The 15,171-nt window shown below is 70.4% G+C and carries 15 protein-coding genes; 13 read left to right on the top strand and 2 right to left on the bottom strand.

The genetic code is table 11. The features are described 5' to 3' along the window. Window positions 1-5: 5 nt before the first annotated feature. Together QA861_RS42270 and QA861_RS42265 are read right to left on the bottom strand one after the other, a co-directional pair. Entirely contained in the window at window positions 6-1,379 is a 1,374-nt protein-coding gene (locus QA861_RS42270; protein WP_334594224.1) for a sensor histidine kinase, read from the bottom strand. A 171-nt stretch (window positions 1,380-1,550) separates the two neighbouring features. Beyond that, complete coding sequence (locus tag QA861_RS42265) at window positions 1,551-2,762, bottom strand: sensor histidine kinase (protein WP_334594223.1); 1,212 nt, start codon at window positions 2,760-2,762, stop codon at window positions 1,551-1,553. Window positions 2,763-2,991: 229 nt separating this feature from the next. On the opposite strand from QA861_RS42265, the gene QA861_RS42260 reads away from it, so the two are divergent. The 13 genes from QA861_RS42260 (at window position 2,992) to QA861_RS42200 (ending at window position 15,156) form a co-directional block, all read left to right on the top strand. Further along, on the top strand, window positions 2,992-3,435 hold the full coding sequence (locus QA861_RS42260; RefSeq protein WP_443041647.1) for an NADH-quinone oxidoreductase subunit A: 444 nt from the start codon (window positions 2,992-2,994) through the stop codon (window positions 3,433-3,435). After that, window positions 3,426-4,049: an NADH-quinone oxidoreductase subunit B gene (locus QA861_RS42255; protein WP_334594222.1), complete on the top strand. Its 624-nt coding sequence runs from the start codon at window positions 3,426-3,428 to the stop codon at window positions 4,047-4,049. Before QA861_RS42260 ends, QA861_RS42255 begins: the two co-directional genes overlap by 10 nt. Next, window positions 4,046-5,320 carry an NADH-quinone oxidoreductase subunit C gene (locus QA861_RS42250; RefSeq protein WP_334594221.1) on the top strand — a complete coding sequence of 425 codons (1,275 nt, stop codon included), beginning with the start codon at window positions 4,046-4,048 and terminating at the stop codon, window positions 5,318-5,320. Before QA861_RS42255 ends, QA861_RS42250 begins: the two co-directional genes overlap by 4 nt. Then, window positions 5,317-6,285, top strand: a complete 969-nt coding sequence (locus tag QA861_RS42245) for a complex I subunit 1/NuoH family protein (RefSeq protein ID WP_334594220.1) — start codon at window positions 5,317-5,319, stop codon at window positions 6,283-6,285. The genes QA861_RS42250 and QA861_RS42245 overlap by 4 nt, the downstream gene beginning before the upstream one ends. A gap of 2 nt (window positions 6,286-6,287) precedes the next feature. Next, complete coding sequence (locus QA861_RS42240; RefSeq protein ID WP_334594219.1) at window positions 6,288-6,908, top strand: NuoI/complex I 23 kDa subunit family protein; 621 nt, start codon at window positions 6,288-6,290, stop codon at window positions 6,906-6,908. After that, the gene (locus tag QA861_RS42235; RefSeq protein WP_334594218.1) at window positions 6,905-7,561 is read left to right on the top strand and encodes an NADH-quinone oxidoreductase subunit J family protein; all 657 of its coding nucleotides are present in this window, start codon (window positions 6,905-6,907) and stop codon (window positions 7,559-7,561) included. Before QA861_RS42240 ends, QA861_RS42235 begins: the two co-directional genes overlap by 4 nt. After that, window positions 7,561-7,935, top strand: a complete 375-nt coding sequence (gene nuoK / locus QA861_RS42230; RefSeq protein WP_334594217.1) for an NADH-quinone oxidoreductase subunit NuoK — start codon at window positions 7,561-7,563, stop codon at window positions 7,933-7,935. The genes QA861_RS42235 and nuoK overlap by 1 nt, the downstream gene beginning before the upstream one ends. Then, the gene (locus QA861_RS42225) at window positions 7,932-9,926 is read left to right on the top strand and encodes an NADH-quinone oxidoreductase subunit 5 family protein (RefSeq protein ID WP_334594216.1); all 1,995 of its coding nucleotides are present in this window, start codon (window positions 7,932-7,934) and stop codon (window positions 9,924-9,926) included. The genes nuoK and QA861_RS42225 overlap by 4 nt, the downstream gene beginning before the upstream one ends. A 6-nt stretch (window positions 9,927-9,932) precedes the next feature. Then, window positions 9,933-11,510, top strand: a complete 1,578-nt coding sequence (locus QA861_RS42220) for an NADH-quinone oxidoreductase subunit M (RefSeq protein ID WP_334594214.1) — start codon at window positions 9,933-9,935, stop codon at window positions 11,508-11,510. Continuing rightward, entirely contained in the window at window positions 11,507-13,030 is a 1,524-nt protein-coding gene (locus QA861_RS42215) for an NADH-quinone oxidoreductase subunit N (RefSeq protein ID WP_334594213.1), read from the top strand. Before QA861_RS42220 ends, QA861_RS42215 begins: the two co-directional genes overlap by 4 nt. A 163-nt stretch (window positions 13,031-13,193) precedes the next feature. Continuing rightward, window positions 13,194-14,057: a zinc metalloprotease HtpX gene (gene htpX / locus QA861_RS42210; RefSeq protein ID WP_334594211.1), complete on the top strand. Its 864-nt coding sequence runs from the start codon at window positions 13,194-13,196 to the stop codon at window positions 14,055-14,057. Continuing rightward, window positions 14,054-14,449, top strand: coding sequence for a YccF domain-containing protein (locus QA861_RS42205; protein WP_334594210.1), 396 nt, complete (start codon window positions 14,054-14,056; stop codon window positions 14,447-14,449). The genes htpX and QA861_RS42205 overlap by 4 nt, the downstream gene beginning before the upstream one ends. 131 nt (window positions 14,450-14,580) lie before the next feature. Continuing rightward, the gene (locus QA861_RS42200; protein ID WP_334594209.1) at window positions 14,581-15,156 is read left to right on the top strand and encodes an SMI1/KNR4 family protein; all 576 of its coding nucleotides are present in this window, start codon (window positions 14,581-14,583) and stop codon (window positions 15,154-15,156) included. Window positions 15,157-15,171 lie beyond the last annotated feature (15 nt).

The following is a 15,171-nucleotide window of genomic DNA, read 5'->3' as shown; positions in this document are numbered from 1 at the left end:
CAGCCTCACCCCCGCCAGGGCAACTCCGCGGTGACCCGAGTAGGCCCGCCCCCCGGCGAATCCACCACCAGAATCCCATCCACCGCATCGAGCCGCCCCGCCAACCCCGCCAGCCCGGACCCGCCGGAGGCATCCGCACCCCCCACCCCGTCATCCACGACCTGCAGCATCAGCCGGTTCTCCACCCGCCACACATCCACCGACGCCCCTGTCGCCCGCGCATGCTTGCTGATGTTCTGCAGCAGCTCCGACACCGTGAAGTACGCGATCCCCTCGATCGCCGCGGCCGGCCGCTCCACCAGGTCCACCTCCACCCGCACCGGCACCGCACACCGCGACGCCACCGCGGACAGCGCCGCGTCCAGCCCCCGGTCCGTCAGCACCGCCGGGTGGATCCCGCGCGCCAGATCCCGCAGCTCCTGCAACGCCGTCTTCACCTCACCGTGCGCCTCGTCCACCATCCGCGCCGCGGCCCGCGGATCCTCCGTGAGCTTCTCCTTCGCGAGCCCCAGATCCATGGCCAGCGCCACCAGCCGCGCCTGCGCCCCGTCATGCAGATCCCGCTCGATCCGCCGCAGGTCGGCCGCGGCGGTGTCGACGACGACCCCCCGGTCGGACTCCAGCTCGACGACCCGCGTCGCCAGCCGCGACGGTCCGAGCAGCCCCTGCACCATCACCCGGTCCACGAGAGTCAGCGCCCGCACGATCCAGGGCGTGGCCATGGTGAACAACAGCCCGACCAGCGCGGTCACGGCGATCTCGAACGGGTTGTCGAGGTAGATGCTGTGGGTCTGGTCGCCGTACAGCTGGAGGCCGTCCTGCCCGCCGTACATCGGGAAGAGCCAGAACCACACCGGGTACGTGAGCAGCGCCCACCCGTACACCCAGAAGATCACCGAGACGACGAACGAGAACGCCGCCCACGGCAGATGCAGCACCGAGTACAGCAGATGCCGCCACGAGGTACCGCTCTTGAGCACGGACCCCATCCAGGCCGCCGCCCCGGCCTTCCGTCCCCGTACCGGCTCCGGTTCGGCCACGTCGAGCCCCAGCAGCCCACGCGCCATCTTCCGCTCCAGGACCCCGAACCCCCGGCATCCCGCCAGGCCCACGGCCAGCACCGGAATCCCGAGGAAGGTGACCAGGAGACCCGCACCGGCAGAGGCCAGGGTCACCGCGTACGAGAACACCAGCACGCTTATCGGCAGGCTCAGCAGCACATACCCGAACTCCCGCCAACTGCGCGCCTCGACGGGCGCCCGCAACGCGGCCGGCAACCGATGCCGCCGCCCCTGACCGGTTCCCCCGCCGGCCGTGGCGTGGAACCCGGCCCCGGGGCCGCCCTGCTGCCCGTACCCCTGTCCGTACTCCATGGCCATCGGTCCCGTCCGTTCCGGTAGTCGGCTCGTCAGCTCATGAGCTCGTCGGTCTGTCTTCCACCAGCCTGCTCGCACCGAACCGCTCGGACCATGGAGCACGTAGGCGTCTTCCCCCGGGGGTTTTCCCTACCAAGACCTCGGTGTCTGCGCCTCGCTACTACGTCTCGACGCCTACGCCTCGGTCCGTTCCCGCCAGGGCAGTTCGGCCGTGACCGTCGTGGGCCCGCCCTCCGGCGAGTCGATGACGAACAGTCCGTCCACCGCGTCCAGCCGGTCCGCGAGCCCCGCCATCCCCGTACCGCCGTCGAGCCGCGCACCACCGCGTCCGTCGTCCCAGACCTGGATCAGTAGCCGGTCGTCGGTACGCCAGACCTCGACCGAGGCGCTCCGCGCCCCGCTGTGCTTGCTGATGTTCTGGAGCAACTCGGAGACCGTGAAGTAGGCGATGCCCTCGATGGCGGCGGCAGGCCTGGCCGGCAGGTCGGCGGTCACCTTCACCGGCACCGTGCACCGCGAGGCCACCGACGACAGCGCCGCGTCCAGCCCGCGGTCGGTCAGGACGGCCGGATGGATCCCGCGCGCCAGATCGCGCAGCTCCTGAAGCGCGAGCTTCACCTCGCCGTGCGCCTCCTCGACCATCGCCGCCACCACGTCGTCGGCCTGGCCCTCCAGAAGCTTCTCCTTGGCCAGCCCGAGCCCCATCGCGAGGTTCACGAGCCGGGCCTGCGCACCGTCGTGCAGATCGCGCTCGATCCGCCGCAGGTCGGCGGCGGCCGTGTCGACCACGACCCCCCGGTCGGACTCCAGTTCGGCGATACGGCGTTCCAGCTCGTCGGAGGGGGACAGCAGCCCGCGCACCATCACCCGGTCCACGTTCGAGAGCCCCCGTGCCAGGAACGGCAGCACCGGCCACAGCACGAAGAGCGACACGAGCACGACGGTGAACGTGAAAACACCCCAGGGCAGCCGGATGAGGTCGTACAGGATGGTGCGCCAGCCGACCGGGTCCTTCACCGTCAGCATCAACCGGCCGAGGAAGCCGAGTTTCTGGCCGTGGGCACCCCGGCTGTCACTCCGCGGCAGCGGACTCGGCTCGTCCACCCGTACCCCGAGCAGCGCCCTGGCCCGGGCTCGCTCGAACCGGCCCAGCAGACGCGCGCCCATCAGCCCGACGGCGAGAACCGGAAGACCGATCACCGTGACCGCGAGGCCGGAACCCACGCTCACCACGGTCACGACGTACACGAAACCGAACAACGCCATCGGCAGGTTGGCCAGGAGATGGGTGATCTCCTTCCAGGTGTGCGGGTCGAGGGCGAAACGGACAGGGGGCAGTCGGTCGCCCTCGGGTTCCGCGCTGGTGGCGGTGATACGTGCGGTCATGCCCGCCAGCCTGCCCGGCCGCGCGCCACGACGCCATGAGGCGGACCGCCCGCCCACCCGGGGGAAAACCCCACCTTGCGAAGGAATGCGAAGGAATGCGAGGGAACTCGGGCATGGCCATGCGTGACGGGCTGCTTACGGTCTCTTTAGCAGGCCCTAGACTCCCGTCCGTACAGATCGCCGAAGACCAGGGGCGAGATCCCACGAGGCCAGGGAGCGAGGGACGGACGTGCCGGTACCGACCGCCGTAGCCGCGACGGAGCGCATCGCGGAGTCGAACGTAGCCGTGTCGAACATCGCAGCGTCGGAGTACTTCCAGTCCTACTCCGTCGTCGGATTGCTCGCTGTCGTCGGCGTGCTCTTCGTCGCGGTCGCCTTCGGAGCGGGCCGCCTGCTGCGCCCCGTGGTCCCGACTCCCGAGAAACTCCTGACGTACGAGTGCGGTGTCGACCCCGTCGGCGAGGGCTGGGCCCACACCCAGGTCCGCTACTACGTCTACGCCTTCCTCTACGTCATCTTCGCCGTCGACTCGATCTTCCTGTTCCCCTGGGCGACCGTCTTCGCGGCCCCCGGCTACGGCGCGGCCACCCTCGTCGAGATGTTCATCTTCCTCGGCTTCCTGTCCGTGGGCCTGCTCTACGCATACAAGAAGGGCGTCCTGACATGGACGTGACGCCAGAAACGCACTCGCCGGACGCTGTGCCTGCGCCCGTGCTGCTGCCGGAGCCGAAACGACTGGGCGCCCTCGCCCGTCTGGCCCCCGAGCCGATGAAGGTGGTCCTGAACTGGGGCCGCCGCTACTCGCTCTGGGTCTTCAACTTCGGCCTCGCCTGCTGCGCCATCGAGTTCATCGCCGCGTCCATGGCCCGCCACGACTTCATCCGCCTCGGCGTGATCCCCTTCGCCCCGGGACCGCGCCAGGCCGACCTGATGGTGGTCTCGGGCACGGTCACGGACAAGATGGCCCCGGCGGTACGGCGCCTGTACGAACAGATGCCCGAGCCGAAGTACGTCATCTCCTTCGGCGCGTGCAGCAACTGTGGCGGCCCGTACTGGGACTCCTACTCCGTGACGAAGGGCGTCGACCAGATCATCCCGGTCGACGTGTACGTCCCCGGCTGCCCGCCCCGCCCCGAGGCGCTGCTCCAGGGCATCCTCAAGCTCCAGGAGAAGATCGCCCGGGAGTCCCTCGGCGAGCGGTACGCGTCGGGACAGGCGGCGCGCCCCTCACCGGCCGCGCTCCAGAGCCCCCTGGTGCAGGCGCCGACCCCGGGGGAGGGAAGATGACGGCGACCGGCTGGCTGCCGGCCCCCACCGAGGAACTCTTCGGTACGGACGCCACGGCCGAGGAGTCCTACGACGTCCTGACCGTCGACGTACCTCCGGCTTCCTGGACGGCCGCGCTGCGGACAGCGCGCGACAGCCTCCACTGCACCTACTTCGACTGGCTCAGCGCGGTCGACGAACCGGGCACCGGCTTCCGCGTCGCCGCCCACGTGGTCGCCCTCTCCCCGGTCCGCCGCCTCCTCGTACGGACGACGGTCCCGCACGAGTCCGCCGTACTCCCTTCCCTCGTGGACGTCTACGCGGGCGCCGCCTGGCACGAGCGCGAGACGCACGAAATGTTCGGCGTACGTTTCGAGGGCCACCCGGGGCTTGACCACCTCCTCCTCCCGGAGACCTTCGAGGGCCACCCGCTGCGCAAGGACTTCGTACTGGCGGCCCGAGTCGCCAAGGCATGGCCGGGCGCGAAGGAGCCGGGAGAGTCGGAACATGGTGGGCCCAAGCGCCGCCAGATGCTCCCGCCCGGCGTCCCCGATCCCAACGAATGGGGCCCGCTGAAGGGCCAACTCCCCCCGGCTCCGACCCGCCCGGCCCGCGCCGCCGCCGGGCGCGCGACCGGCGACCGCCCGGTACGCCGCACCCGCACGGCCTCGGACGGCTCGGCAAGCCAGACCCCGGAAGCCCAGACCCCGGAAGCCCGGACCCCGGAAGCCCGGACTGCGGCTCCGGAGGGCACCCCCGCGGAGGCCCCGCAGACCCCGCCCACCCCGTCGGCCGCACCCCGCCGAGCCCGCAGCGCGAGCCAGGGCTCCGCGTCACAGCGCCCACAGACACCGGCGACCGAGCCGACCCCACCAGGCGTGACGGAAGCGACGCGAACACCGGCGACCGAGCCGACCCCACCAGGCGCGACGGAAGCGACGCGAACACCGGCGACGGAGGCCACTGGTCCACGGGCGACGGACTCGACAGACCCACAGTCGCCAGGTCCACAGGCGACGGAGGCGGAAACAACCGCCGCGGACACCGCCCCCAAGCCGCCGCCCACGGCCCCCCGAGCCACGGACGCCCCCTGGCACCAGGCCCGCCCCGCCTTCGACGAACCCACGCCGAAGGCCGCTGAGCCGACCGAACCCCCAACCCCTGAAGCCCCAACCCCCGAAGACCCGGCCCCCGGAGCCCCCACCTCCGAATCCCCGACACCGGAAACCTCGCCCTCCGAAGACGACACCCCCGACGCGCCCGACAACCACTCCACAGGAGGCTCGCAGTGAACGACGCGCTGGACGTCGCCCTGCGACTCCTGATCGTCTTCGTCGTCTTCCTCACCTTCCCGCTGATCGTCGGTCAGACCGAGCACAAGGTGATGGCCCACATGCAGGGCCGCCTCGGCCCGATGTACGCCGGCGGCTTCCACGGCTGGGCCCAACTGGTCGCGGACGGCGTCAAGTTCGCGCAGAAGGAAGACATCGTCCCGGCCGGAGCCGACCGCCGTATCTTCCAACTCGCCCCCGCCGTGGCCCTCCTCCCGTACCTCCTCGTCCTCCTCGCCATCCCGATCGGCCCGAGCGAGGGCGCCGTCGGCGAGGTCGTCGACGCGGGCATCTTCTTCGTCCTCGCCGTCATGGGCGTCGGCGTCCTCGGCTCGCTCATGGCCGGCTGGGCGTCGGCCAACAAGTTCTCCCTCCTCGGCGGCCTGCGCACCGCCGCGCAACTCCTCGCCTACGAACTCCCGATGCTCCTCACCGCCGCCTCGGTCGCGATGGCAGCGGGCACGGTGTCGCTCCCCGGCATCCTCGCCGCCTTCGAGTGGTGGTGGCTGCCCTGGCAGATCGTCGGCGCGATCGTGTTCTTCGTGGCCGGCCTCGCCGAACTCCAACGGCCCCCCTTCGACATGCCGGTGGCCGACTCGGAGATCATCTTCGGTGCCTACACCGAGTACACCGGCCTCCGCTTCGCCCTCTTCCTCCTCGCCGAGTACGCCGGGATCGTCGTCCTGTGCGGTCTGACCACCGTCCTCTTCCTGGGCGGCTGGCACGGACCCTGGGCCGCCGACGGCTTCGGCTGGGTCTGGACTCTCCTCAAGACGGCAGTGCTGGCCTTCGTCGTGATCTGGCTGCGCGTCACCTACCCCCGCCTGCGCGAGGACCAGCTCCAGAAGCTCTCCTGGACCTTCCTCGTCCCCCTCTCCCTCGCCCAGATCGCCCTCACCGGCATCGTGAAGGTGGTGATCTCGTAACCATGGCTGAGCCTCTCCCGCCCACCGGGTCCCGCATCCCCGGCATCGGCCTGGCCAAGGGCCTGGCCGTCACCCTCCGCACGATGACGAAGAAGACCGTCACCGCGCAGTACCCGGACGCCCAGCCCGACCTTCCGCCCCGCACCCGAGGAGTCATCGGCCTCTTCGAGGAGAACTGCACGGTCTGCATGCTGTGCGCCCGCGAGTGCCCGGACTGGTGCATCTACATCGACTCCCACAAGGAGACGGTCCCGGCCGCAGCGCCCGGCGGGCGCGAGCGCAGCCGCAACGTCCTCGACCGCTTCGCCATCGACTTCTCCCTCTGCATGTACTGCGGTATCTGCATCGAGGTGTGCCCCTTCGACGCCCTCTTCTGGTCCCCGGAGTTCGAGTACGCCGAGACCGACATCCACGAACTCACCCACGAACGCGACAAGCTCCGCGAGTGGATGTGGACGGTCCCGGCCCCGCCCGCCCTCGACCCCGCCGCCGAGGAGCCGAAGGAGATCTCCGCCGCCCGCAAGACGGCGGAGAAACTCGCGGCCGCCCAAACCGAACCGAACGAACCCCCCGTGTCCCCGGTGCCCCCGCTGCCCACCGAGCCGCAGGAGGGAACGTCGTGAGCCTCGCCGCCGCAAGCCCCGGCTTCCTCTCCCCGACCGGCGTCGAGATCGCCTTCCTCCTCGTCGGCCTCGTCACCTTCGGCTCCGCACTCGTCACCGTCACCACCCGGCAACTGGTGCACGCCGCCCTGTGGCTGGTGGTGACCCTCGGTGGCCTCGCCGTCGAATACCTCCTCCTCACGGCCGAGTTCATCGCCTGGGTACAGGTCCTCATCTACGTCGGTTCCGTCGTCGTCCTCCTCCTCTTCGGCCTGATGCTCACCCGGGCCCCCATCGGCCGCTCCCCGGACGCCGACTCCGGCAACCGGTGGGCCGCCCTCGGCGTGGCCCTCGCCTCGGCCGTCGCCCTGGTCTGGGTCGTCGTCGACGCCTTCCGCACGACCTGGATCGACCTGGACGGCGCCGCCTCGGGCTCCACCGCAGTCACCGGCGCCAGCCTCTTCCAGAACTGGGTCCTCCCCTTCGAGGCCCTCTCCGTCCTCCTCCTCGCGGCCTTGGTCGGGGCGATCGTCCTGTCCCGCAAGACGAAGGCGGAGTCGAGCTCTCCCCCTTTGAACTCCCGAGCCGAGACCGGTAGTTCCCCCTCTGTCCCGGATTTCCGGAATCACCCGATCGAGCGAACCAGCCCGGCCGATCAGGAAGGTGCCCTCTGATGCACCTCGCCTATCCCGCCGTACTCTCCGCCCTTCTTTTCTGCACCGGCCTCTACGGCGTCCTGGCCCGCCGCAACGCGATCCTGGTCCTGATGTCCGTCGAGCTGATGCTCAACGCCGTCAACCTCAACCTCGTCGCCTTCGACGTCTGGCTCAGCAGGACGGCCCGCGACACCCTGCACTCCGGCCAGGCCCTCACCCTGTTCACGATCGCCATCGCCGCCGCCGAGATCGGCATCGGCCTGGCGATCGTCCTCGCCGTCCACCGGGGCCGCGGCACCGCGGACATCGACAAGCTCCGCGACACCGCCGAGCCGCACGGCCCCGACGAAGCCACCCTCACGGAAGACGAGAAGGCTGAGGCCACCGCGTGACCACGACCACCCTCGCCGTCCTCGTCCCCCTTCTCCCGTTCCTGGGCGCCGCGGCCGGCCTGCTCCTGGGCCGCACGGCCCCCGGCTTCGTACGTCCCCTGGCCGTACTGCCGCCCCTCGCGGCGCTCGTCCTCGCCGTACTCGTCGCCGTACGCCAGGGCGGTGACCGGGCCGTCGACGCCGCCACCGAGCTCACGCCCACCGGCTCGGTCCCCGTCGAACTCGCCCTGCACATCGACGGCTTCGCCGCCCTCGTCGCCGTCCTGGTCGCCCTGGTCGCGACCTGCGTGCAGCTCTACTCGACGGCCTATCTGCGCGACGACCCGCGCTACCCCTCGTACGCCGCTCTCGTTTCCCTCTTCACCTCCGCGATGCTGCTCGTCGTCTACTCCGGCGACCTGATGGTGCTGCTGGTCGGCTGGGAGATCATGGGCATCTGCTCGTACTTCCTGGTCGGCCACTACTGGGAGACCCCGGAAGCCCGCGCCGCCTCCCTCAAGGCCTTCCTCGTCACCAAACTCGGTGATGTCCCCTTCCTGATCGGCCTGTTCGCGCTCGCCACCGACGCCGGGTCCTTCCGGATCACGAAGATCCTCGCCGCCGTCGCGAGCGGCGGACTCGACCACCCGACGCTGGTCGCCCTGCTGCTCCTGGCCGGCGTGGCGGGCAAGTCGGCGCAGTTCCCGCTGCACACCTGGCTCCCCGACGCGATGGCGGGCCCCACCCCGGTCTCCGCGCTGATCCACGCCGCGACGATGGTCGCCGCCGGTGTCTACTTCATCGCCCGGCTCCTCCCGGTCTTCGCGGCCTCCTCGGCCGCACTGGTCGTCCTCGCCGTCATGGCCGCCGTCACGATGACCGGTTCCGCCCTCACCGCGCTCGCCCAGGACGACATCAAACGTGTCCTCGCCTACTCGACGATCGGCCAGCTCGGCTACATGACCGGCGCCCTCGCCGTCGGCGACCGCGGTGCCGCCGTCTTCCACCTCCTCACCCACGGCGCCTTCAAGGCGCTCCTCTTCCTCGCGGCCGGCGTCGTCATCCACGCCGCCGGCACCAACTCACTGGCTGCCATGTCCCGCATGGGCCACCTCCGCGACCGCGTTCCCGACGCCTACTGGACGATGACCGTGGCGCTCCTCGCCCTCGCCGCGATCCCGCCCTTCAGCGGCTTCTTCTCCAAGGAGTCCGTCCTCGGAGCCGCCGAACGCGTCACCACCGGCCACACCGAGGGCGTCCCCGATGCCGCCGGCTGGATCGTCCTCGTCGCCGGCCTGGTCTCGGCCCTCCTCACCGCCGCCTACGCGACCCGCCTGTGGCTGCTCGCCTTCCGGGGCCAAGGCGCCGACGCCCCCGACCACGGAAGGCAGCCCGCCGCGATGACCACGGTGCTCTGGGTACTCGCGATCCCCTCCCTCGCCGTCGGCGGCCTCGCCTACAGCAGGCTGCCCGACTGGTTCGACGGCCACGACCTCAACCCGACACTCACCACCTCCGTCCTCGGTACGGGAGTCGCCCTCGTCGGCGGCCTCGTCACCTACGGAGCCTGGCGTCACACCACCGCCCTGGCGGCGCGTGTCCCGATGGGCGCCGTCGCGGCCCACCCGGACGCCGACGGCGGTCTCGTCGAGGCCGAGGCCATCGCCACCCACACTCCCGCCTACGGAGACATGGCCACCGCACCCGACCCGGCGGACCCCGGCCGACTCCTGCTCGGCCCCCTGCACCGCCACGCGGCCGTCGGCTTCCACCTGGACGCCCTGTACACGGCGCTGTTCGTCCGCCCGGTCCAGGCCGGCGCCACCCTCGTCCGGTTCCTCGACCGCGAGGTCGTCGACACCTACGTACGCGGCGCGAGCGCCGTACCCCGCCTGCTGGGAGACGCCGTACGGCGTGCTCAGACCGGCAACGTGCAGACCTATGTGAGCGCGCTGCTCGCCGGCACCGTCGTCCTGGTGGTCGCCGTCCTCCTCGTCGCCACGGGAGCGTGAGCAGGCGTGATCGATATCAACGAGTCAGTGATGCGGTTCCTTCTGGCATTCCTCGTCGTGGGCCCGCTGATCGGCGCTGTCGCCGCCCTCCTGCCGGCCCCGCCAGGACTGAAGGGGAAATCGCCCGAGCAGGCCGTGCTGCGGCACGGCGTGACCGTCACCGGCGTCGTGCTCATCGCCGCGATCACCCTGGCGCTCGGCTTCGACCACGACCATCCGTCGAAGATGCAGGCCACGACGGACATCAGCTGGATCCCCGCACTCGACGTGCGGATCCGCCTCGGCGTCGACGGCATTTCCCTCCCCCTTCTGGTCCTGAGCGCGCTCCTGACCTTCCTCTGCGCGCTCTACTCCTACTTCAAGCTGCCCGCCGGCCCCTCCCCGAAGGCCTTCGTCGCACTTCTCCTCGTCCTGGAGTCCGGCACCCTCGCGACCTTCGCCGTCCTCGATCTGCTGCTGTTCTTCCTCGCATTCGAGATGGTGCTCATCCCGATGTACTTCCTCATCGCCCGCTGGGGCGGTGAGCAACGGACCCGGGCGGCCTGGAAGTTCATCCTCTTCACCCTGCTCGGATCCGTCGTCATGCTGCTGGGCCTGCTCCTGATCGGGATCAAAGCGGGCACGTTCGACATCATGGCACTCGCCACTGACAACGGCTCGGGCCTGACCACATCCGTGCAGGTCACCGCCGTTCTGGCGATCGGGATCGGGCTCGCGGTGAAGACGCCGATGTGGCCGCTGCACAGCTGGCTGCCGGACGCCCACACCGCCGCCCCGACCGTCGGCTCGGTCCTGCTGGCGGGCGTCCTGCTCAAGATGGGCACGTACGGGTTCGTGCGCATCCTGCTGCCGGTCACGCCCGACGGATTCCGGACGTTCGCGCCCTACCTCGGCGCGTTCGCCGTCGTCGGGATCATCTACGGCTCCCTGGCCTGTCTGGCCCTCGCCCGGCAGGGCGCGAAGGGCGACCTCAAGCGGCTCATCGCCTACTCCTCCGTCGGCCACATGGGCTTCGTCCTGCTCGGCATCGCCACCATGACCCCGACCGGCGTCAACGGCGCCCTGTTCGCCAACATCGCCCACGGCCTCATCACCGGACTCCTCTTCTTCCTGGTCGGCGCGCTGAAGGACCGCACGGGCACCACCGACCTCGACACCCTCGCCGACCGCACCGGCGCCGCCCTCTACGGCCGGGCCCCGCGCCTCGGCGGCCTCGTGGCCTTCGCCGCCGTCGCCTCGCTCGGACTTCCAGGCCTCGCCGGGTTCTGGGGCGAGATGCTGGCCCTGTTCGGCGCGTTCAACCCGGCCGACGACCTCAGCCGCCCCGCCTTCCTCACCTTCACGGCGATCGCGGCGTTCGGCACCCTGCTCACCGCCGCGTACATGCTCGTCGTCGTACGCCGTGTCTGCATGGGCGCCGCCCCGCAGCCGGACGCCCCCCAGCTCGCTGACGTACAGACGTACGAATTCGCGGCCTGGACCCCGCTCGTCGCCCTCACCGTCATCGCCGGGCTGTGGCCGAAGGCCCTCCTCGGGCTGACCGACCCGGCCGTGCAGCAGCTCCTCTCAGGAGGTTCCCGATGAGCTCCCCGGCCCACTCCGCGGCTCAGTCGCTGGTCCAGTCCGTCGACTGGCTCGCCATCGCGCCGCCCACCCTCACCGCCCTCGTGGGACTCGTCGTGCTGGTCGCCGACCTGTTCATCGGCGACAACAGGAAGGCGCTCCTCGGCTGGATCTCGGTCGCGGGCCTCGCCGCCTCCGGCCTCCTCCTGCTGCCCCTCCTGGACGGCGACCGCTCCACCTTCTGCCTGACCGGCAGCACGGACGTCTGCAGCTACACGGCCGACCACTTCACCCTCGTCATCCAGTTCCTCGTGCTCGGCGGGGCGCTCCTCGCCGCCCTCCTTTCGGTCACCGCCCTCAAGGACGCCGACCGAGGACTCCCCGAAGGGGAGTACTGGTTCCTGCTGCTGTCCTCCGCCGCCGGGGCGGCCCTCCTGCCCGCCTCGCGCGACCTCGCGACACTGATCGTCGCCCTGGAGGTCGCCTCCCTGCCCGCCTTCGCCCTCGTCGGCATCCGGCACGGCGACCGCAAGTCCTCCGAAGCGGCCCTGAAGTTCTTCCTGTCGTCCGTGACGGCGACCGCGGTCGGCCTCATGGGCATCAGCTTCGTGTACGCGTCCACGGGCACCCTCTACCTCACCGAGATCGCCGACCGGATCCAGCACGTCGACCCACAGCTCCACACCCTCGCTCAGGCAGGCGTCGTCCTCACCCTCATCGGCTTCGCCTTCAAGACGGCCGCCGTGCCCTTCCACTTCTGGGTGCCCGACACCTACGTGGGCGCGCCCCTGCCGATCGCCGCCTATCTGTCGGTCGTCGGCAAGGCCGTCGGCTTCTCCGGCCTGATCCTCGTCACCGTCGTCGCCTTCCCGTCGTACGCCGACGTCTGGGGTCCGGCACTGGCAGCCCTGGCCGCGCTCACCATGACGGTCGGCAACGTCGGCGCCCTCCGCCAGCGGACCACGCGCGCGTACAGCGCGGTACGCCTGCTCGCCTGGTCCTCCGTCGGCCAGGCCGGCTACCTCCTGGTGCCGATCGCCGCCGCCGCGTACTCGGACGATGCCCGGAGATCGATCGGCTCCACCGTCGCCTACGCCCTCATGTACGCCGCCGTGAACCTAGGCGCCTTCGCGGTGGCGGCCCTGGTGGCCCGTACGAAGCCCTTGAACCGCGTCAGCGACTACCGAGGCCTGTACGCCACCCGGCCCCTCGCAGCGCTCGTCCTGGGCTTCTTCCTGCTGTGCCTCGCCGGGCTGCCGCCGGGCATCATCGGCCTCTTCGCGAAGGTCACCGTCTTCTCTGCGGCCGTCGACGCCGGACTCGGCTGGCTGGCCGTGATCATGGCCGTCAACGTGGTGATCGCCCTCTTCTACTACCTCCAGTGGACGGCCCTGCTGTTCCGCACCCCCGAGGGAGCCGAGGAACACCACCGGGCCCCAGCCCCCCTCACAGCCGCGATCACCCTGACCGCCGTCCTCGGCATCGCTCTGTCCGGCGCACCCCAACTGGTGCTGCGCTTCGCCGACACCGGCCTCTTCTGACCCTCAGCGGCGGCACGCGCGCGTGGACCCTCACCCGGACGGCCCACGCCCGCCCGAGCGCGCGCAAGGGAACTGCGAACCCCCGCCTGGCGTTGACCAGTACAGAAGGGTCCACTTGACCTGACACCAGGGCTCCCCTGCCGCACCACTAGGAGGGCGTACCGTGCACCGCCGGCACAACGGGCTCAGGACAGCCCTGCTCCTCGGGGGACTGTCCGCAGTCATCATCGTCATCGGCAGCTTCTTCGGCCGAGTGGGCCTCCTGATCGCACTCGTCATCGCGGTCGGCACGAACGCGTACGCGTACTGGAACAGCGACAAGCTGGCTCTACGCGCGATGCGCGCCCGCCCGGTGAGCGAATTCGAGGCCCCGGCCCTGTACCGCATGGTCCGCGACCTCTCGACCCAGGCCCGCCAGCCGATGCCGCGCCTGTACATCTCGCCGACCGAAGCGCCGAACGCTTTCGCGACGGGCCGCAACCCGCGCAACGCGGCTGTGTGCTGCACCGACGGCATCCTGCGCATCCTGGACGAGCGCGAACTGCGCGGCGTCATCGGCCATGAGCTGAGCCATGTCTACAACCGCGACATCCTCATCTCGTCGGTCGCCGGCGCCCTGGCCTCCGTAATCATGTTCCTGGTCAACTTCGCCTGGCTGATCCCAATCGGCCGCTCCAACGACGACGACGGCCCCGGCATCCTCGGCATGCTGATGATCATGATTCTGGGCCCGCTCGCGGCCACCCTCATCCAACTCGCCATCAGCCGCTCCAGGGAGTACGAGGCGGACGCGTCGGGCGCCCAGCTCACCGGCGATCCGCTGGCCCTCGCGAGCGCCCTGCGCAAACTGGAAGCGGGCACGAAACAACTGCCGCTGCCCCCCGAGCCGCGTATCGAGACCGCGAGCCACATGATGATCGCGAACCCCTTCCGCCCGGGCCAGGGACTCTCCAAGATGTTCTCTACGCATCCGCCGATGGCGGAGCGAATCGCCCGGCTCGAAAAGATGGCAGGTCGCCAGCAGTGAAAACAATCCTCAACGTCATTTGGCTCTTCCTGAGCGGCTTCTGGCTGTTCCTCGCCTATCTGGCCGCAGGCGCACTGCTCTGCATCACGATTATCGGAATTCCTTTCGGTGTTGCTTCGTTCCGTATCGGTGCGTACGCCCTGTGGCCCTTCGGCCGTACGACGGTCGAGCGGCGCGACGCGGGTGCCCCCTCCTGCGTCGGCAACGTTCTGTGGCTGGTCCTCGCGGGCTGGTGGCTCGCCCTGGCCCATGTCGTCACCGGCGTTCTGCTCTGCATCACGATCATCGGTATCCCCTTCGGCATCGCCAACTTCAAGCTCATCCCCGTCTCACTGCTGCCGCTGGGCCGCGAAATCGTGCCGACGGACCAGCCGTTCAGCTCGCGCTGGTAGCGCGGCCGGGGAAGGGGCGTCCTCGCTCCTGCCCGACTGTTTGTCCACAGCCCGCGGCCGGGACAATGTCCCCGTCCGCGGGTTATCCACAGGCCGCCTCGATTGTCAGTGGCGGCCTGCATGATGAATCCATGACCGAGATCGAGCAGTTGCTGACACGGGTGGCCTTCGCGGCGCGCAACACCCGTCCATGGGGCTGGCCTTCACTGCCCGCCCCCGTGGACGAGGCGACGCTCGACCGCGCCGAGACCGCCCTCGGCTTCCCCTTGCCACGGCTCCTCGCCGAGCTGTATCTCCGGATAGGAGACGGCGGATTCGGCCCGTCCTACGGCCTGTTGCCCCTACTCGAGGGCCAGCCCGCAGGTGAGCCGCCCGTCGTCGGCCAGTACCTCGCCAACCGCGAGGAGGGCCGCAGGGACCCGGACTGGCCCTGGCCCGAGGGGATCCTGCCGATATCCCACTGGGGGTGCGGGATGTACGCGTGCGTGGACTGCAGCACACCGGAAGGCACCGTCCTGCTCTTCGAGCCGCACGCCGACGACGCCGACCACGCGTGGTACACCGACGCCCCCGGCCTCGCGGAGTGGCTGCACACCTGGCTCGACGGCACGGGCTGGTACGAGGAGTCCAACGACGGCCAGGACCTGCAACCCTGGCCCGAATTCCGCAGACGTACGGCGACAGCGCCGCCGGCCCAAACCCAGTAACCCACGCGCCGCCCG

The sequence above is a fragment of the Streptomyces sp. B21-083 genome (genome assembly GCF_036898825.1).
Taxonomy (GTDB): Bacteria; Actinomycetota; Actinomycetes; order Streptomycetales; family Streptomycetaceae; genus Streptomyces.
This window is presented reverse-complemented; position numbering and strand designations above follow the sequence as displayed.